Source organism: Rhodococcus sp. OK519 (assembly GCF_003051005.1).
GTDB lineage: Bacteria > Actinomycetota > Actinomycetes > Mycobacteriales > Mycobacteriaceae > Prescottella.
The window spans coordinates 171,896-189,635 of the sequence record NZ_QAOW01000002.1 but is presented as its reverse complement, the minus strand read 5'-3'; the positions used below and the strand labels follow the sequence as shown (position 1 = coordinate 189,635).

17 protein-coding genes are annotated in these 17,740 nt (G+C 67.9%); 10 read left to right on the top strand and 7 right to left on the bottom strand.

From position 1 onward, the window contains the following. Nucleotides 1–30: 30 nt before the first annotated feature. The gene (locus C8K36_RS08195) at nt 31–519 is read left to right on the top strand and encodes an FBP domain-containing protein (RefSeq protein ID WP_107983981.1); all 489 of its coding nucleotides are present in this window, start codon (nt 31–33) and stop codon (nt 517–519) included. A gap of 12 nt (nt 520–531) precedes the next feature. Here C8K36_RS08195 and C8K36_RS08190 read toward each other — a convergent pair whose 3' ends face one another. Continuing rightward, the gene (locus C8K36_RS08190; protein ID WP_107983980.1) at nt 532–1,434 is read right to left on the bottom strand and encodes a carboxymuconolactone decarboxylase family protein; all 903 of its coding nucleotides are present in this window, start codon (nt 1,432–1,434) and stop codon (nt 532–534) included. Between the two features lie 123 nt (nt 1,435–1,557). Here C8K36_RS08190 and C8K36_RS08185 point away from each other — a divergent pair, with 123 nt between their 5' ends. Then, on the top strand, nt 1,558–2,796 hold the full coding sequence (locus C8K36_RS08185) for an RtcB family protein (protein ID WP_107983979.1): 1,239 nt from the start codon (nt 1,558–1,560) through the stop codon (nt 2,794–2,796). A 289-nt stretch (nt 2,797–3,085) separates the two neighbouring features. Here C8K36_RS08185 and C8K36_RS08180 read toward each other — a convergent pair whose 3' ends face one another. Beyond that, nucleotides 3,086–3,565 carry an SRPBCC family protein gene (locus tag C8K36_RS08180; RefSeq protein WP_107983978.1) on the bottom strand — a complete coding sequence of 160 codons (480 nt, stop codon included), beginning with the start codon at nt 3,563–3,565 and terminating at the stop codon, nt 3,086–3,088. A 15-nt stretch (nt 3,566–3,580) separates the two neighbouring features. Continuing rightward, complete coding sequence (locus C8K36_RS08175; RefSeq protein ID WP_107984313.1) at nt 3,581–4,501, bottom strand: SDR family oxidoreductase; 921 nt, start codon at nt 4,499–4,501, stop codon at nt 3,581–3,583. A 183-nt stretch (nt 4,502–4,684) separates the two neighbouring features. Here C8K36_RS08175 and C8K36_RS08170 point away from each other — a divergent pair, with 183 nt between their 5' ends. After that, nucleotides 4,685–5,161 carry a VOC family protein gene (locus C8K36_RS08170; protein WP_107983977.1) on the top strand — a complete coding sequence of 159 codons (477 nt, stop codon included), beginning with the start codon at nt 4,685–4,687 and terminating at the stop codon, nt 5,159–5,161. 40 nt (nt 5,162–5,201) lie between these two features. Beyond that, nucleotides 5,202–5,771 (top strand): mismatch-specific DNA-glycosylase, encoded by a 570-nt coding sequence (locus C8K36_RS08165; RefSeq protein WP_107983976.1) that lies wholly within the window; start codon nt 5,202–5,204, stop codon nt 5,769–5,771. Nucleotides 5,772–5,789: 18 nt separating this feature from the next. Here C8K36_RS08165 and asnB read toward each other — a convergent pair whose 3' ends face one another. Both asnB and C8K36_RS08155 read right to left on the bottom strand, forming a co-directional pair. Continuing rightward, entirely contained in the window at nt 5,790–7,385 is a 1,596-nt protein-coding gene (asnB, locus tag C8K36_RS08160) for an asparagine synthase (glutamine-hydrolyzing) (protein WP_107983975.1), read from the bottom strand. Between the two features lie 4 nt (nt 7,386–7,389). Beyond that, on the bottom strand, nt 7,390–8,262 hold the full coding sequence (locus tag C8K36_RS08155) for a DUF5715 family protein (RefSeq protein WP_146176468.1): 873 nt from the start codon (nt 8,260–8,262) through the stop codon (nt 7,390–7,392). 252 nt (nt 8,263–8,514) lie between these two features. Between C8K36_RS08155 and C8K36_RS25365 the strand changes: the two genes are divergently transcribed. Next, nucleotides 8,515–9,117, top strand: a complete 603-nt coding sequence (locus tag C8K36_RS25365; protein WP_107983973.1) for a methyltransferase family protein — start codon at nt 8,515–8,517, stop codon at nt 9,115–9,117. A 209-nt stretch (nt 9,118–9,326) separates the two neighbouring features. Here the strand turns inward: C8K36_RS25365 and C8K36_RS08145 are convergent, their stop codons facing one another. After that, entirely contained in the window at nt 9,327–11,024 is a 1,698-nt protein-coding gene (locus C8K36_RS08145) for a fumarate hydratase (RefSeq protein WP_107983972.1), read from the bottom strand. 230 nt (nt 11,025–11,254) lie between these two features. Between C8K36_RS08145 and C8K36_RS08140 the strand changes: the two genes are divergently transcribed. The 5 genes from C8K36_RS08140 to C8K36_RS08120 all read left to right on the top strand — a co-directional run bounded on the left by C8K36_RS08140 (nt 11,255) and on the right by C8K36_RS08120 (nt 16,603). Next, nucleotides 11,255–12,016 carry a CPBP family intramembrane glutamic endopeptidase gene (locus C8K36_RS08140; protein ID WP_107983971.1) on the top strand — a complete coding sequence of 254 codons (762 nt, stop codon included), beginning with the start codon at nt 11,255–11,257 and terminating at the stop codon, nt 12,014–12,016. Nucleotides 12,017–12,128: 112 nt separating this feature from the next. Continuing rightward, entirely contained in the window at nt 12,129–12,704 is a 576-nt protein-coding gene (locus C8K36_RS08135) for a TetR/AcrR family transcriptional regulator (RefSeq protein WP_107983970.1), read from the top strand. Continuing rightward, a complete protein-coding gene (locus C8K36_RS08130; protein ID WP_107983969.1) occupies nt 12,701–14,227 on the top strand; it encodes a flavin-containing monooxygenase in 1,527 nt (508 codons plus the stop codon). The genes C8K36_RS08135 and C8K36_RS08130 overlap by 4 nt, the downstream gene beginning before the upstream one ends. Then, complete coding sequence (locus C8K36_RS08125) at nt 14,224–15,966, top strand: GMC family oxidoreductase (RefSeq protein ID WP_107983968.1); 1,743 nt, start codon at nt 14,224–14,226, stop codon at nt 15,964–15,966. Before C8K36_RS08130 ends, C8K36_RS08125 begins: the two co-directional genes overlap by 4 nt. Beyond that, entirely contained in the window at nt 15,950–16,603 is a 654-nt protein-coding gene (locus tag C8K36_RS08120) for a hypothetical protein (RefSeq protein WP_107983967.1), read from the top strand. The genes C8K36_RS08125 and C8K36_RS08120 overlap by 17 nt, the downstream gene beginning before the upstream one ends. An 8-nt stretch (nt 16,604–16,611) precedes the next feature. Here the strand turns inward: C8K36_RS08120 and C8K36_RS08115 are convergent, their stop codons facing one another. Continuing rightward, nucleotides 16,612–17,736, bottom strand: coding sequence for a winged helix DNA-binding domain-containing protein (locus C8K36_RS08115; RefSeq protein WP_107983966.1), 1,125 nt, complete (start codon nt 17,734–17,736; stop codon nt 16,612–16,614). Nucleotides 17,737–17,740 lie beyond the last annotated feature (4 nt).

Genomic DNA, 17,740 nt, shown 5'->3' with positions numbered 1-17,740 from the left:
GCCGCCCGAACGATCGAAGGACCGGCCCCCATGGACCCGATCACCGAACGCGACCTCCGAGCGTCGTTCGTCAACTGCTCGAAAGGCGATGCGAAGCGCCTGCCCGCACCGCGCGATCTCGACGATCGGCCCTGGGACGATCTCGACTTCCTCGGCTGGACCGATCTCGCGTTCCCCGGCCGCGGCTACGTCGTGCTCCCGCGGGAGGACGGCCCGGTCGGCATCGCTATGCGGTTCGAGCCGAACGGGTCGGGCAAGTCGCAGATGTGCGCGATCTGCCTCACCACGCACACCCGCGGTGGCGTCGCGCTCATGACCGCGAACAAGGTCGGCGAGTCGGGCCGCGCCGGGAACTCGGTGGGCATCTACATGTGCATCGACCTGGCCTGCTCGCTCTACGCCCGCGGCAAGAAGAAGCCCGCGCTCGGCAGCCGGTACCGCGAGAACCTCAGCCCGGAGGAGAAGACCGAGCGGGTTCGCGGCAACATCAAGGCGTTCGTCGACAGGCTGTACACCTGACCGCGAGTCGGATCAGTGGGGGAGGGCCAGGCCGAAATCCACTGAACCGTCCGGGTTCACGTCGTACACCTCGATCCCGTCGGTGACGTTCGCCCCGTCCGTTCCCGTCGATACCGCGATCTTGTTGCAGGCGTTGCGCATCATGTCGATCACCATCTCGACGGCCTCGGCGGGAGAGAAGTGGGCGCGCACGTCCGCCACGACCACTGGGTCGAGGTGTCCCGGCTGCCAGACGAGGGCGTCGGTCAGCGCGAGCGCCGCCTTGTGTCTGGGTGACAGGTCGCTCGCGGCGTAGTCGTCGACCGCGTCGTAGATCGCCTCGTCACCGCCGGCCAGCATCGCGGTGCGGTTGCGCAGCGACTTGCACAGGCGGCAGTTGTGTTGCCGCGCCTGGTACAGGCGCACCACCTCGGTCGTCACCGGATCGAGTTCGCGCACCCGCGCGACCTCGACGAGCGTGCGCTGGATCAGCGGCCACGGCTCGCCGGTGGTGTCCCACTCGTCCGGAACGATCCACCCCGGCTCGCTTGCCGTGAACAACGCGTCGAGACCCGAGCGCATGCGCGGCACCCAGTCGGCAACGTAGAGCGACTGGACGAATCGACCGGTCTCACGCCCGAGCGCCGTCGACAGAGCCCCGCGCGCGGTGTCGTCGATCATCGACACGTCGACGGTGAACTGCTCGGCGAACTCGAGAGGCACGCCGATCGTGGCACCGCCGCTCGGGGCGGGGGACGGCAGAGACGGCAGCGACAGCGTCCGCGCACAAAGATCCCGGGTACGTGCGACGAGGGAGTCGTCGCCGACCGTCGGGACGAGCGCGACGAGGCGATCGGTCGTCGACGCCACGTCCGGAGCGAAGCGGCGCAGTGCCGCGGCGCCGCTGTAGCGTGCCCAGTCGTCGTGTTCGGTCATGCTCGTCACCGTCCTCGAGTGCGGTCTGTCCATCGCGATCCATTGAACGCTGCCGGACGGTAATTCGCTTGCCCGATCCCGGAATCGCTCTACGGTGGGAGTATCAATCATCTCGGCGACGTCATGGGCGATCCCCGTGCGGTCGCCCATGACCGGAGCAGGACAGTGACACCCACCGAGCACGGCCACAACCTGGTGAACTTCGCCAGCCACCTCGACGACGGAACCCTCGCGCAGGCACGCGAAACGGCGTCCATGCCGTTCGTGTTTCCCCACGTGGCGTTGATGCCCGACGCGCACAGCGGCAAGGGTTCGGCGGTGGGAACGGTGATCCCCACCCGCGGTGCGGTGATCCCCGCCGCCGTCGGCGTCGACATCGGTTGCGGAATGATCGCCGCCCGAACACAGTTCACGTTCGCGGACATCGAACAGGCGGAGCAGCGGGGGCGGACACTGCACCTGTTGCGGTTGCGGATCGAGGACGCGATCCCGCTCTCCCCGGGCAACTACAACCTCACGGCGTCGCTCGGGCAGTGGTTCGCGGAGCCCAAGATCGCCGAACTCGAGGAGCGGGCCGCTCGGGACCGCGTCGACCTGTCACATTCCCCGAAGTGGCGTGAGCAGTTGGGTTCACTCGGCGGCGGCAACCACTTCATCGAACTGTGCCTCGACGAGCAGGACCGGGTGTGGTTGTTCCTGCACTCCGGTAGCCGCGGTGTGGGCAACAAGATCGCGCAGAAGCACATCGCGATTGCCCAGAATCTTTGTCGGACATGGCATATCGATCTGTCGAACCGGGATCTCGCCTACCTGGCGGAGGGCACGCCCGAGTTCTCGGACTACATCCGCGAACTGCGCTGGGCGCAGCGCTTCGCGCTACTGAACCGGGCGGAGATGATGGACCGCTTCAGCGCGGTGTGCGGCGAGTGGATCGGCGCCCCGGTGGCCGAGGCCGAGCGAATCAACTGCCACCACAATTACACCGAGCAGGAGGAGCACTACGGCGAGAAGGTGTGGCTCACACGAAAGGGCGCGGTGGATGCGCACGCCGGCGTCGACGCCGTCATTCCGGGGTCGATGGGCACCACGTCGTATGTGGTGCGGGGCAAGGGCGATCCGCGTGGGTTGTGTTCCGCCCCGCACGGTGCCGGCCGAAGGTTCTCCCGTACACAGGCCCGCAAGCGCTTCACGGTCGACGACCTCGCCGAGCGCATGAAGGGGATCGAGTACCGGCACGGTGCCGAGTGGGTCGACGAGATCCCGGATGCCTACAAGGACATCGACGTCGTGATGGACGATGCCCGCGATCTCGTGGAGGTCCGGCATCGGTTGCGGCAGATTCTCAACGTCAAGGGCACATAGTGGTCCTGAAATTCGAAGAGCGCCCCGGGAAGGTGCATCCCGGGGCGCTCTTGCGTGACGAGACCGTCGTGCTCAGCTGAACTCGATTGTGCTGCCGAAGTTCACGAGGTTCCCGATCGTTCCGATCAGTGACGGGAACAACGAGATGAGATTGAGGTTCATCGTGGACCTTTCCAGGGCGAGACCGGCGCTCGAGGCGTTATGCGACCGAAATATAGCCCACGAGTATCAGGTGAGAGGCATTTTGCCGAAACCGATGTGGACGATCGTCCAGTATCGACGCGAGCGGTCAGGCCGTCCGTGTGAGCAGTGCGTCGAGGGCCGCGAAGCTGGCATTCATGCCCGCTTCCATACCCGACTCGAGCATGCCGTCGCGGTCCTCCGCAGTCATGAAGATCGAGTCCATCACCAGTTTCGTCCGTCCGTCGCCGAGGTCGACGAACTCGATCGTCTCGACGGAGGTGTGGGTGGGCATGCCGTCCCACTCGAACGACCAGACGATGCGCTCCATCGGTGTCACTTCCCGGAACCGCCCTTCGAAGCCGGCGGTGCCACCTTCGTGGTGCTCGACGAAGCGCCAGTGCCCGCCCCGTTCGAGTTCCCACTTCTCGACGTCGAGGGGGTTTCCTCGTCCCCACCACTGCGCGAGGAGGTCCGGTTCCGTGTAGGCCGCCCACACACGGTCGAGGGGTGCGGCAACGGCGCGTTCGATGTGCAGGCCGCGGTCGCCCGGCGCGGTCACGGTTGCGGCGGAAGTCTCACTGGTCATCGGTCCTCCTGGCGTTCAAGAGGGAAGTGTTGTGTCGGTCAGCTTTTCGGCGACCGCCCACAGCGAGGGCGCAAGGTCCACTCCGCGCGAGCTTCGCGGCGGGTCATAGCGTCGCGTCGGACCGACCAGCGCCATCCGGCCACCCGGGCCGTAGTACCCACCCTGCACGGCGCCCGGACCGGTGGCCGCGAACAGGATCGGTTCGACGCCGTCGCGCACGTCCTGCGACGGCAACATCGTGCGGTCGCTGCCGGAGAACATGCCGTGCCGAGGTCGGTCGCGCCCCAGACTCGCGCCGGCGGTCTGCAGGTTGGTGCGGGTGTAGCCGGGATGTGCGTAGGTACTGACCAGGTTCCAGCCGCGCTCGTCGGCCTCGCGGGCAAGGTGCTGTGCCATGAGCATGTCGGCGAGTTTGGACTGCGCGTAGCTGAGCGCCGGACTGTATCGGTGGCGGGACTGCAGATCGCGAAAGTTGATCCGCCCGTAGTGGGCTGTGCCGCTGGTCATCGTCGCCACCCGTGGCACGGGCGCGTCCAACAGCAGCGGCAGCAGCAGGTTGGTGAGGGCGAACGGGCCCAGAAAGTTGCTGCCGAACTGCAACTCGAATCCGTCCACGGTCTCGAACCTGCTCGGAGGCGACATCACGCCGGCATTGTTGACCAGCAGATCGATCGGTCTGCCGTCGTCGAGGAATCCGGCCGCGAACTCCCGCACGGATCCGAGGTCGGCGAGGTCGATCCGCCGGATCTCCAGTCGGGCGTCCGGGTTCTCGTGCATGATCTCGGCGCACGCGGCCTCGCCCTTGCCCGGAGTTCGGACGGCCATCACGACGTGTGCGCCTGCCGCCGCCAGCCGCCGGGTGGCCTCCTTGCCGGTGCCGCTGTCGGCGCCGGTGACGACGACGTACCGGCCCGTCATGTCGGGAACCTGATACATGGTGGAACCACCTCGGCGATCGATGATGCGCGGGTTCGTTCGCATCCCAATCTACCGCCGGAGCGGTCGACGCCCGGCCGGTTGACGTAGCGGCGCCGTACGCTCGCGACCGGTGGCCGATGATTTTCGGTCGCCGCCACGGTCTGTCCCGAAGAGGAACACGACGATCGGAAGGGCCCCGCCATGCAGAAGATCACCCCGTGCCTGTGGTTCGACACCGAGGGCGAGGAAGCCGCGAATTTCTATGTCGCGCTCTTCAAGGACTCCAAGATCCTGAACATCTCCCGCTACGGGCCCGGCATGCACCGCCCGGAGGGCCTGGCGCTGACGGTCGAATTCGAACTGAACGGGCAGAAGTTCACCGCCCTCAACGGCGGGCCCGAGTTCCCGTTCACCGAGGCCGTCTCGTTCCAGGTGAGTTGCGCCGACCAGGCCGAGGTCGACGAGTACTGGTCGCAGCTCACGGCCGACGGTGGACAGGAAAGCCAGTGCGGCTGGCTGAAGGATCGCTGGGGTGTGTCGTGGCAGATCGTCCCGGAGGCGCTCGGCTCGTACATCGGAGGACCGGATCCGGCCGGTGCGCAGCGCGCCACGCAGGCGATGCTCGCGATGCGCAAACTGGACATCGACGTCATCCGCGAGGCGTACGAGAACGCGTGACGGTTTGGTCGCGCCCGATCGGTGCGGTTCGCTGTAGCCCATGGGATTCAGTCGTGCCGAACTCGAGGCCTTTCGCAATGCGGAGGTGCCGGACCTGATCGGCCCGGAGTGCCGCCTGCTGTTCGTGGGGATCAACCCGGGCCTGTGGACTGCGGCCACCGGGGCGCACTTCGCGCGGCCCGGCAACCGCTTCTACCCGGCGTTGCTGCGAGCCGGCATCGTCGACCGGCGGATCGACCCCTCCGCGGGAATGTCCACCGCCGACCGTGACCTGCTCGTCTCCCGTGGCGTCGGGATCACGAATCTCGTCCGGCGGGCGACGGCACGCGCCGACGAACTCACGGCGGACGAACTGCGGTCGGGCGGCACCGACCTGCGCGAGACGGTCGCGCGAGTACGGCCGAATGTGATCGCGGTCGCCGGGATCACCGCATACCGGAAGGCGTTCGGGATGCGGACGGCAGTGACGGGGCGTCAGCCCGAGGAATTCGCGGAAACGCCACTGTGGGTGGTGCCCAACCCCAGCGGCCTCAACGCGCACGACACCGTTGATTCGCTTGCCCAGGCGTATCGGGCTGCGGCGGTCGAGGCCGGTGTCGTGCCGTCCTGATCTCGGGGACAGGGTCGATCAGCTGGCGATCTCGCGCGGCTTGCGCGCCATCATCCGACGGACTGCGGGTTGGGCGTTCCACCGAAGGGCGCCCAGCATGTCCTTGCTCTTCTCCCACACTGTGTGGTCGAGTTCGTGCCGACCGTCGGCGAGGGCGCGATCGAGATCGTGGTCCGCGCGCCGCAGGACCGAGTCGAAGTCGCGTCGGATCGGCGCGTGCAGGTGGTATCCGAACGAGCGGTGGATCCGCGGGAACCACGGCTTGAACAGGCGGGCCCGATCGTGCAGACCCGACGAGTACGACAGCCCAGCCTTCGGTCGAGTCCGGATGTACTCGGGGAGAAGCCCCTCGGCGGCAGCCCTGACGATCCACTTCTCCTGATCGCCGGACGTCTTCAGGCTCAACGGAATCCGCATAGCCAGCTGCACCAGCTCGCGATCCAGGAACGGAACTCGGGTCTCGACGCCGAACGCCATCGCACTGCGATCCACGCGCTGCAGTTCGGTCCGTCCCAGGTTGAGGAGCTTGTGGGTGAACAGTTGCTCGGCCTGCGCGGTGCCGATGTCGTGATACATCGCGTACCCGCCGAACAGTTCGTCCGAACCGTCCCCGGTGAGAATCACTTTCAGGCCCAGTTCGTGGACGCGCTGGAACAGCGGGATCGACACGACGGCGTTGATGATGTCGCCGTACTCGTCGAGTTCGCCGACCCGGACGGCCTCACGAATCTCCGCCATCCCGATCCGGCGCGGGTCGACGTCGACGACCTCGTGCTGGACGCCGAGTTCGCGGGTCAGCCGCCGGGCGTATGCGAGATCCGGGCTGTCGTCGGTGCCGATCGTGAACGCGACGACGTCGGGGTGCTGCGCCGCCACCTGGGTGAGGACCAGTGAACTGTCGAGACCTCCCGAGAGCACAACGCCGACAGGCAGATCGGTGTCGATGCGGATCCGGATCGACTCGGTCAGCATCGCGCGAACCTGCGCGACCGCGTCCGCCCCGTCGGTGATCGGCCCGAGGCGGTGCAGTTCCGCGAACGGATCGAAGTAGGACAGCTGAACGATGTCGTGGCCGCGCCGGGCCCAGCCGTGGTGGCCGGGGGTCACGGTCCGGATGTCGGCACCGATCGGGACGAGGGCCTTGACCTCCGACGCGACGTACAGGGTGCCGTCGACGAACGAATAGTGCAGCGGACGCACACCGAGGGGATCACGTGCGACGTAGGTGTCGAGCGACTCGAGGTCGACGATCGCGAAGGCGAACTCGCCGCGCAGCCGATCGGCCGCCGCGTCCTTCCACTCGAGGAACGCGTGGAGGACCACCTCGGTGTCCGACTCCGAACGGAACTCGTGTCCGAGCGTGCGCAGTTCGTCGCGCAGCTTGGCGTGGTTGTAGACCTCGCCGTTGTAGCAGAGGACCCACCGGCCGTCGTCCGAGCGCCACGGCTGGACGGCATTCTCGCGGTCGACGATTCGCAGCCGCCGGGTGGCCGCGAAAACGCCGGGGGCGTCGAAGGTCTCGGTCACCTCACCGCGGGTGGAGATTCCGGTGACCATCGTGTCGAGCTCGTCGCTGCGGCCGTGGTCGCCGATGACAAGAGCTATGCCGCACATGGTTTCAGAATCCGATCCGTTGGTTGTAGGCCTGCTGCAGCCCCGTCATGCTCGCGGGACTGGGGCACACGTGCCAGGCGTGGCCCTCGTCGATGACGTTGACCTCTCCGGCGTCGCGTCGAGCGACCAGGATCTCCTCGAGGATCCGGTCCCCGCCGGTCTTGCGTAGCCACGCGAAGGCGATGTCGACTGCAAGTCCGCTGCAGTGGGTGCTGGGTTCGAGGGCGGCGTAGCCGAGGCTCGCGAGGTGGGCCTGGTGGTCCTTGCTCCGGACGGCGCTGTTGAGCCAGATGCCCGCTCGCGCTGCCTCCGGATGCGCGGCGGCGCAGCGCTGTCCGAACTCGTCGGCGATCTGGTTCAGCAGTGCGATCGATTCCGGTGCTGCCCGCGCATACCGCAGTCCGGCGCTCGGAGGTCCCGCATTCGGGCGCACCCGACGTTCTACGGCACGAGTGACCCGTCCGGCGAACGACGTGGGTTGGGTGCGGTACCGGAATCGCAGTTTGCCGGCCGCCCGCAGGGGGTCGAGGTCGACGAGGGCGGGCGAGGACAGGACGTCCGCGGACGACTCGAACGCCGGCAGGTGCCCCCACCACAGCACGTCGATCTGGTGGAGCAATGCGACCCGCACCAGCGCGCGGAGATCCGCCGCGGAACTGCGTGCGCTCGGCACGAATCCCACGACCTGCGCCCCCAGTTCGGTGGCGGCATGGTCGGCCCCTCGCGGATTTCCCGACAGAACCTCGCGGATCATCCCGTCGTCCAGCAGCAAACTCGTGACCGACTGCGCCGTCGACGGGGCGGTGCGAGCAATCGTCTCCGCGATGTCGTCCACCCTGGATCGGTAGTCGTCGAGGTCGACGGCGGGCAGAGTCATCTTCGGTCGAGCCTTTCGGTTCTCAGTGACGCGGTGGGTGACGCCGTCGACACTGATCGTCGAACAACCGTTCAATTCTCCGGGGTGATCGTGGGCGCAGCATTGGGCAAATGTCCGGATTTCCGGCATTGTGCTCGTGCAGAATAACCGCACGCCGGGTCCGTTGCGCAACTGTCCGGTATGGTGCGCCGATTCGGGAGCGCGCCACCCGTTCCCGTCGTGCGCTCCGGGTGATCGCGGCACACTCGAAGGGTGGCTGCCAACGGTGAGGCTCTTCCGCTGTTCGCGACCGACCCGGTCGCGGCGGCGATCCTGGCCGTCGCGTTCCTCGCCGTCCTGCTCGCCGAGTTCCGGATCGGGCGAACGCACCCGGGCGAGGGTTCGCATCGGGACGGGTGGACAGGACTGCTGGTGGGTCTCGGTTTGCTGGCGGCGTACGTCGGCGGTGCGGTGGTCGCCGTGCTCGCGTCGGGCGCGGTGATCACGTCCGGTGCGTGGTGGTTCTTCTGGGTGGGACTGGCCGTGGCGGCGGCGGGGCAGGCGCTGCGCCTTCGGGCCGTCCACGAACTGGGGGAGGCGTTCACGTTCCAGGTCCAGACCGTGGAGGGACAGGGCGTCGTGGACACGGGCCTGTACCGGTTGGTGCGGCATCCGTCGTACACGGGAGCGCTGATCTGTGTGCTCGGCTTCACCATCGCCTACACGAATTGGCTTGCACCGCTGACTGTTCTGGGTCTCGCGGCGGCATACGTCGTGCGGATCCCCCACGAGGAGCGCGTCCTCGTCGAGGGTCTGGGCGAGCCGTATCGGCAGTACATGCACAGGACCCGGCGGCTGATCCCGTTCGTGCTGTAACCCGGCGCGGTGCCGCGCGCAGATTCGTCTCCCGCGCGCGCAATCGTGCGCGCGGGGCGTCAATTCGCGCGCAGCACCGGCAGCACCGGTAGCACCGGTAGCACCGGACCGCCGCTGGTTGAGTCGTCGCGGGCACATGGAAACGGTGAAGGCCCGGCGGAGCGAATGCTCCACCGGGCCCTCGGGGCCGGAGTGTCCGGGCCGTCAGCTCACAGGCCGGGGCGCTTGCCGATCGTCAGGGTGACCTCGCCGGTGTGGGCGAAGAAGTCGTTGCCCTTGTCGTCGACGACGATGAACGCCGGGAAGTCCACGACGTCGATCTTCCAGACCGCCTCCATGCCGAGCTCTTCGTACTCGACGATTTCGACGTTCTTGATGCAGTCCAGCGCCAGGCGGGCCGCGGGGCCGCCGATGGAACCGAGGTAGAAGCCGCCGTGCGTATCGCATGCGTCGGTGACCTGCTTGGACCGGTTGCCCTTGGCCAGCATGATCATCGAGCCGCCCGCCGCCTGGAACTGCTCGACGTAGCTGTCCATGCGGCCGGCGGTGGTGGGGCCGAACGAGCCGGACGCCATGCCGTCGGGGGTCTTGGCCGGACCGGCGTAGTACACCGGGTGGTCCTTGAGGTACTGCGGCATCTCCTCGCCGGCGTCCAGGCGTTCCTTGATCTTCGCGTGCGCGATGTCGCGCGCGACGACCAGCGGGCCGGTCAGCGACAGGCGCGTCTTGACCGGGTGCTTGGACAGCTCGGCCAGGATCTCCGGCATCGGCCTGGTGAGGTCGATCTTGACCGCGGCGCCGTTGCCGGTGCCCGAGACGCCGTCGGTGTCGGTGTCGAGCTGGGTGTCGGTGACCTCGGGCAGGAACTGGCCGGGGTTGAACTCGAGCTGCTCGAGGAAGACGCCCTCGGGGGTGATCTTCGCCTTCGCCTGGCGGTCTGCCGAGCAGGAGACGGCGATCGCGACGGGCAGCGAGGCGCCGTGGCGGGGCAGGCGGATGACGCGGACGTCGTGGCAGAAGTACTTGCCGCCGAACTGCGCGCCGATGCCGATCTTCTGGGTGAGCTCGAAGACCTGCTTCTCGAGCTCGTGGTCACGGAAGCCGCGGCCGGTGATGGCACCCTCGGTGGGCAGCTCGTCCAGGTAGTGCGCGGACGCGTACTTGGCCGTCTTGAGCGCGAACTCGGCGGACGTGCCGCCGACGACGATCGCCAGGTGGTAGGGCGGGCAGGCCGCGGTGCCGAGCGAGCGGATCTTGGCCTCGAGGAACTGCATCATCGAGTCCGGGTTCAGGATGGCCTTGGTCTCCTGGTACAGGTACGACTTGTTGGCCGATCCGCCGCCCTTGGCCATGAAGAGGAACTTGTAGGAGTTCTCGTGGCCCTTGGCGGTGTCCGCGTACAGCTCGATCTGCGCGGGCAGGTTGTTGCCCGTGTTCTTCTCGTCCCACATGGTGATGGGAGCGTTCTGCGAGTAGCGCAGGTTCAGCTTGGTGTACGCGTCGTACACGCCGCGCGCGATCGACACTTCATCGTCGCCGGGGGTGAGTACTTGCTGGCCGCGCTTACCCATGACGATCGCGGTGCCGGTGTCCTGGCACATCGGCAGCACGCCGGCCGCCGAGATGTTCGCGTTCTTCAGCAGATCGAGCGCGACGAACTTGTCGTTGCCCGACGCCTCGGGGTCGTCGAGGATGCTCGCGACCTGCTTCAGATGATCGGTCCGCAGGTAGTGCGAGATGTCGTGCAGTGCGGTCTCGGTGAGCAACCGCATGGCCTCGGGCTCGACCTTCAGGAAGGTGCGGCCGTCCGGTCCCTCGACGGTGGACACCCCCTCGGTGGTGAGCAGCCGGTACTCGGTGGGGTCTTCACCGATCGGCAGCAGGTCCTCGTAGAGGAATTCCGGCATCGTTTCTCCTGAACACGGGCTGTTGAGTTCGCATTCAGGCTAACGGCGGCGGAATCTCCGTCCGAATCGGGGCGTAGGGGAGTCCGTAGCATCGAGGGTGGCCGCAGGGTGTGCGAAAGCTCACCGGGCGTCGGATGCCGACAGGCGTACCCTCAATTGGATAACAAGAAGATAACGAACTGCTGTCTCCCGGTATCGGGTAGATCGGACGGACGGGGGCTCCTCACCGTATGAATACCGCAACCGCGAACGCCGGTGCCGGCTCGTCGACAGGCATTCACCGCATACGTGCCGCGCACGCCTGGCTCGACGTGGCCGTCGTCATCGCAGTGCTGATCTCGACCAATCTCGTCGCGCATTTCACCACGGTGTGGGCGAGCATCGCGACCGTCCCGATCGCAGCAGTAGTTCTCGTCGGACTCACTCGTCGCCGCGGTCTGGGCTGGTCGGAGTTGGGTCTGTCGCCGCGGCACTGGAAGAAGGGGACGCTGTACGCCCTGGCGTCCGTCGGTCTCGTGCTCGCGGTGGTCGCGATCGGTATAGCGCTGCCCATCACGCGACAGTTCTTCATGGCCGATCGCTACGCCACCATCTCCGGTGCCCTCATCGCGTCGATGATCGTCATCCCGCTGCAGACCGTGATCCCCGAGGAGCTCGCGTTCCGCGGCGTCCTGCAGGGCACGCTGTCGCGGGTCTCGGGAGCCCGCGGTGTCTTCGCGGCCGGATCGTTGCTGTTCGGTCTGTGGCACATCGCGTCGTCGCTGGGGCTCACGACGGGCAATCGCGGCCTGACCGGGATCCTCGGCGGCGGGCTGATGGGCCAGATCCTCGGCATCGCGGGTGCAGTTGCGGCCACCGCGGCCGCCGGATTCGTCTTCACGTGGCTGCGTCGCCGCAGTGGCAGCCTGCTGGCGCCCATCGCGCTGCACTGGTCCCTCAACGGCATCGGCGCGCTGGCCGCGGCCCTCGTCTGGCACGCCTCGCTGGCCTGATCCGACTCGTCTCGACCGGCCCGCTCCGCATTGCGCGGGGCGGCCGGTGTCGTTTCGAAGGAAATTTGCCGACAGTCTGGACTGTTTGTAAGTTCCCCGCTACGGTCGACATGTGACTCAGAGCACAGCATCCAGTTCGCGTACGCAGGCCGAGCGCAGTGCGGCGACGCGCGGAAAGCTCCTCGACGCGACCGTCGACCTGTTGGTCGAGGTCGGCTACGCCGGTACCAGCAGCCAGGCCGTGAGCAAGCGGGCGGGGGTATCGCGCGGTGCGCAACTGCACCAGTTCCCCACGAAGGAGTCGCTCGTCGTGGCAGCGGTGGGCCACCTGGTGGACAAGCGCATGGCCGAGCTTCTCCGCGCGCGTCCCGACCCCGAGCGTGGTCTCGAGACACTCTGCGATGCGTTCACCGGGCCCCTCTTCGACGCAGCGCTCGAGTTGTGGGTCGCCGCCCGCACCGATCCGGCGCTGCACGCCGCGATGATTCCGCTCGAACGCAAGGTGGGTGACGCCCTGCGTCTGGGCTTCGCCGAGGTCGTAGGCGATCGCATGAGCGCCGATGCCGTCGACCTGAGTATCGAGATCGCCCGGGGACTGGCGGTCTCCGCCCTGTTCCGCACTCCCGAAGCCGATCGGCAGCTGCGCGACCGCCTGCTGCCCGTCTGGAAGGCGATGGTGACCGAGTGAAATCCGGACCGACTTCACTACCTCCTCACGTCCACACGCTGGTCGTGGGCGCGGGCTTCGGCGGTATCGGCTTGGCGGCCACGCTCCTGCGGGAGGACCCGGCCGCGGATCTGCTGGTCATCGAACGCGCCGACGACGTCGGCGGAACCTGGCGGGACAACACCTATCCCGGGTGTGCCTGCGACGTGCCCAGCGCCCTGTATTCCTACTCGTTCGCTCCGGATCCGAACTGGCGATACGCCTACGGCAAGCAGAGCGAGATCCACTCCTACCTGCGTCGCGTTGCGGACGAGACCGGCGTGACGAGCCGGACAGTGACGGGATGCGACCTGATCGAGGCGCAGTGGGACGCGGGAGTCCGGCAATGGCGCGTGCGCACGGGACTGGGAAGCCTCACCGCGACCGTACTGATCGCCGCCACGGGTGCGCTGTCGGCGCCGAAGCTTCCGGAGGTGTCGGGGGTGGATTCGTTCACCGGCGCCGCGTTCCACTCCGCGACGTGGGACCACGGGTTCGACCTGACCGGTAAACGAGTCGCGGTGATCGGCACTGGAGCGTCGGCCATCCAGTTCGTTCCGGAGATCGTCGATCAGGTCGAGCACCTGACGCTGTTCCAGCGAACGGCGTCGTGGGTGCTTCCGAAGCACGATCGGCTCGTCTCACGGTTCGAACGCACACTGTTCCGCACGCTTCCGGTCACCCAGAAGTTGGTGCGGGGTGTGGTGTACGCGCAGAAGGAGGGCTACGTCGTCGGTATGGCGCATCAACTCTGGTTGCTGCGGCTGTTCCAGCGGCGGGCGGAGGCCTACCTGCGCGCGCAGGTGCCCGACGACGGGTTGCGGGCCGCGCTGACACCGACGTTCACCATCACGTGCAAGCGGATCCTGCTCTCCAACGACTGGTTGCGGACGCTGACGCGACCCGACGTCTCGGTGGTCGCGTCGGGGCTCACAGCGGTCACCGAGACCGGCGTGGTCGACGACGCCGGCAACGAGTATCCGGTCGACGCAATCATTTTCGCCACCGGGTTCACTCCGACCGAGCCGCCGGTCGCGCGACACATCCGCGGCGCGGACGGTCGCACCCTGGCCGAGCACTGGACGGGAAGCCCGTCGGCACATCTCGGCACCACCGTGCACGGGTTCCCGAATCTGTTCCTCATGTACGGCCCGAACACCAACCTCGGCCACAGTTCGATCGTGTACATGCTCGAATCGCAGGCCGCGTACATCGCGGACGCCTTGCGGGTGATGCGAGCCGAGCGGGCGGCGACCGTCGAGGTCACCGAAGACGCGCAACAGCGCTACAACGACGGACTGGATCCGCAACTCGCCCGCACGGTCTGGAACGCCGGCGGGTGCGACAGTTGGTACCTCGACAGCAGCGGGCGCAACTCGGTGATGTGGCCGACCTTCACGTGGCGGTTCCGCAGACGGACGAAGCGGTTCGATCCGGAGAACTATCGGCTCACGGCGGCAGGCGAAGGCAGCCGAGACACCGCTGGTGCGGAGGCTCGCGCATGACGCACTACGACGTCGTGGTCATCGGATCGGGCTTCGGGGGCAGTGTCGCCGCGTTGCGTCTGACGGAGAAGGGCTATCGAGTCGGCGTCCTCGAGGCGGGTCGGCGCTTCGCGGACGACGAACTGCCGAAGACGTCGTGGCGGCTGCGAAAGTACCTGTGGGCGCCGTGGATCGGTTGTTACGGCGTCCAGCGCATGCACCTGCTTCCGGACGTCCTGGTGATGGCCGGCGCCGGCGTGGGCGGTGGATCACTCAACTACGCCAACACGCTCTACCAGCCGCCCTCCCCGTTCTACCGGGACCCGCAGTGGGGGCACATCACCGACTGGGAGACCGAACTCGGTCCGTACTACGAACAGGCGAAGCGGATGCTCGGCGTGCGGACGAACCCGACGGTCACGCCGGCCGACGACGTCATGCGGGCGGTGGCCGACGACCTGGGGGTGGGCGAGACGTTCACATCGACGCCTGTGGGGGTGTTCTTCGGCGAACCGGGCGCGCGGGTGCCGGATCCGTACTTCGGGGGGGTCGGCCCCGAACGCACCGGCTGCACCGAGTGTGGCAGCTGTATGACCGGATGCCGCGTCGGCGCCAAGAACACCCTGGTCAAGAACTATCTACACCTCGCCGAACACGCCGGGGCGGTGATCCATCCGATGACGACGGTCGAAGAGGTGCGGCCTCGGACGAACGGCGGCTACACGATCACGGCACGCAACACCGATCGGATACGCAAGCGCCGAACCATATTCACCGCGGACCAGGTGGTGGTCGCGGCGGGGACATACGGGACCGGACGCCTCCTGCTGTCGATGCGGGAGGCGGGTGCGTTGCCACGCCTGTCGTCGCGGCTGGGCACCGTGGTGCGGACCAACTCCGAAGCCGTACTGGCGGCGGCCGCGCGGGATCGGTCGGTCGACTTCACCCGCGGCGTCGCGATCACGTCGTCGTTCCATCCGGACGACCACACCCATGTCGAGCCGGTCCGGTACGGCAAGGGCAGCAACGCTATCGGTCTGCTTCAGGCGCTCCTCACCGACGGTGGCGGCCGCGTCCCGCGCCCGCTGAAGGCGGTCGGCGTCGCGCTGCGGAACCCGGGCGCCTTCCTGCGAACGCTGTCGGTGCGGCACTGGTCCGAGCGCACGGTCATCGCGCTGGTGATGCAGACCGACGACAACTCACTCGAGCTCACCAGCCGGAAGACGCTGTTCGGCCGCCGTCGACTGACCAGCCGACCGGGACCGGGAACGCCGCCACCCGAATGGATACCGATCGGACACAAAGTGATTCGCAAGGTCGCCGAGCGTATCGGGGGCGACGCCGGTGGTTCGGTTCTCGATTTGGTGAACATCCCGATGACCGCACATTTCCTCGGCGGCTGCACCATCGGTGACAGCCCTGCAACCGGGGTGGTCGATCCGTACCTGCGGGCGTACGGGCACGACGGGCTTCACGTCGTGGACGGTTCGGTCGTCAGCGCCAACCTCGGGGTCAATCCGTCGCTGACGATCACTGCGCAGGCCGAGCGTGCGATGGCGTTGTGGCCCAACAGGGGAGAGGCGGACCCTCGGCCCGTGCTCGGGTCCCCGTATGCGGCGGTGGGGGCGGTCGCTCCGGCGTGTCCGACCGTTCCTGCCGACGCGCCGGGAGCGTTGCGTCTGCCGCTCATTCCGACGGGCCGATCGACGGCCGCGCCGGCCGACACGACAGAAGGGGACGCCCGTGTGGAGCGTGCGTGAGAGCGAGCATGTCCGGGACGACTGGCCGACGAGTCCGCCGCCGCCGTGGCCGGCGACGGTCCGCGCAACGTTGTGGTGGCATCGCGCCGCACCCGCAGCGTCGGCATTCGGGCCGGGCGGGAGGACTATCCCGGTGACACTCGCGATGATGGTCGACTACCTGGATTCACCCGTCGGTCCGTACCGGGAAATCCTCGCCAGCCCCGTTCTCCGGGCACCGTCCCGGCTCGTCGGCGCGCTGCCCGCGATGGCGGTCCCGTTCATCGCGGTCGATTCGGCTCCGTCGGTGCACGGCGGGCGCGAGCACTGGTCCCTGCCGAAGGTGCTCGCGGACTTCGAGGGGGACGTGACGGGGACCGGCGCGGCGGCCGGTGACGGGTGGCGTGTGGAGACCACAGCACACCCGTTCGGCCCGCGGCTACCGATCGTGGGCGCGCTCGGCTTCGCACAGCCCCTGCCCGACGGGAGCCTCGGAAATGCCCGAGCATGGCTGCGGGGGAGGTTCCGCGTGGCACGTGTGAGGGTGGGCGCCACGGGCCCCACCCTGGGAGACTGGATGCTGCCGGGAGTGCATCCCGGCATCGTCATCGAATCCGGTGTCATGAGAACGGGACCGGCGCGGGTCGCGCGGCGGTGACGCGTCCGTCAGGACGCCTCGACCACTCCGGCAAGCGTCCCGCCGCGGAAGTCGGCGAGCAGGTTCGCCTGAGCATCGATGCCCGCCCGCACCGGTTTCGGTAGACGCGTCCATGGTGTCAGCTCGACGCTGAGCTTCTTCCCCGACGTCCGCGGCCGCCACAGACCGACGATCTCGCCGCCGACCGCGACCGCGCCCGGTCGGCCCAGTGTGGGCCACTGCGCCTTGAGGTGCGACTCGTCGGCGACCAACAGTCCGCGATCCTTGAGTTGCAGATACGGATCGAACGGGCCGAGGAGGCGGACCGAGCCGTCGGTGGGTGGGCCGAGCAGCGCGTCCAGATCGTCGGCCAGGATCCACCCGGGTGTGCCGTCGACCGAGACCTCGGTTGCGTCCGTCGGCCAGTGCGCCTTGACGTCTTTGACCGGTGCGTCGAGGTACGCGGCGACGGCTTTCGGATCGGACGGTCCGAAGAACCTCAGATAGCCGCGAATCACGTCGAATCGTCGCTCGGCGTCGGTGCCGGATCGCATGTAGGGCTTGCCGCGCCACCCCGGGATTCGCTCGAGCACCGGCGGTGACGTGTTCGGTCGCAGTTCCAGCCCGGCCTGCAGTGCCGCGAGCCGGAACGGCATCTCGTACATGTGCGTCGCATTGCAGGGACGGCAGAACCGGAGATAGGGATCGCTCATGCGGGCGGTGAGCGCCCCCGACATCGCGCCCTTGACGGTGGGTTCGCGGACGATGTCGCGCATCTCGGTGGCCACCGCCCGCAGTGCGTCCAGCGTCGGAATCCCGGCGGCCTTCAGCGGCCGGTTGGCATCGTAGATTCGCTTGGCCGCATCCGCGTCGGACAGCGGGGCGGTGGCGGTCGCGATCGCCGGCAGATCGGCACGTCGGTAGCTGTGCGGCGCCCCGCGCACGGTCCAGGCGAGTGCGAGATCGCCTCCCGTGTCGGCTGGCGTGCCGCGGAGGCGAAGCGCCCAGGCTGCGCCGTCGGGGCCGGTGTTCTGGACGCCGAGATCGAGGACATCGCAGTCGGTGGGGCCGGACGCGGCGCCTGCGGCGCGATCGAGTTGCTGGGCGTGCCAGCGGTACGAGAGCACCTGGGCGCGGGTCACATCCACCGTCATGACG

Bases quoted from the DNA above. Each gene is read 5' to 3' on its own strand.
- C8K36_RS08195 (WP_107983981.1), top strand. From the start codon at position 31: ATGGACCCGATCACCGAACGCGACCTCCGAGCGTCGTTCGTCAACTGC.
- C8K36_RS08140 (WP_107983971.1), top strand. From the start codon at position 11,255: ATGAATACCGCAACCGCGAACGCCGGTGCCGGCTCGTCGACAGGCATT.
- C8K36_RS08155 (WP_146176468.1), bottom strand. From the start codon at position 8,262: ATGACTCTGCCCGCCGTCGACCTCGACGACTACCGATCCAGGGTGGAC.
- C8K36_RS08190 (WP_107983980.1), bottom strand. From the start codon at position 1,434: ATGACCGAACACGACGACTGGGCACGCTACAGCGGCGCCGCGGCACTG.
- C8K36_RS08125 (WP_107983968.1), top strand. From the start codon at position 14,224: ATGACGCACTACGACGTCGTGGTCATCGGATCGGGCTTCGGGGGCAGT.
- C8K36_RS08145 (WP_107983972.1), bottom strand. From the start codon at position 11,024: ATGCCGGAATTCCTCTACGAGGACCTGCTGCCGATCGGTGAAGACCCC.
- C8K36_RS08185 (WP_107983979.1), top strand. From the start codon at position 1,558: ATGGGCGATCCCCGTGCGGTCGCCCATGACCGGAGCAGGACAGTGACA.
- C8K36_RS08165 (WP_107983976.1), top strand. From the start codon at position 5,202: ATGGGATTCAGTCGTGCCGAACTCGAGGCCTTTCGCAATGCGGAGGTG.
- asnB (WP_107983975.1), bottom strand. From the start codon at position 7,385: ATGTGCGGCATAGCTCTTGTCATCGGCGACCACGGCCGCAGCGACGAG.
- C8K36_RS08115 (WP_107983966.1), bottom strand. From the start codon at position 17,736: ATGACGGTGGATGTGACCCGCGCCCAGGTGCTCTCGTACCGCTGGCAC.
- C8K36_RS08170 (WP_107983977.1), top strand. From the start codon at position 4,685: ATGCAGAAGATCACCCCGTGCCTGTGGTTCGACACCGAGGGCGAGGAA.
- C8K36_RS08180 (WP_107983978.1), bottom strand. From the start codon at position 3,565: ATGACCAGTGAGACTTCCGCCGCAACCGTGACCGCGCCGGGCGACCGC.
- C8K36_RS08175 (WP_107984313.1), bottom strand. From the start codon at position 4,501: ATGTATCAGGTTCCCGACATGACGGGCCGGTACGTCGTCGTCACCGGC.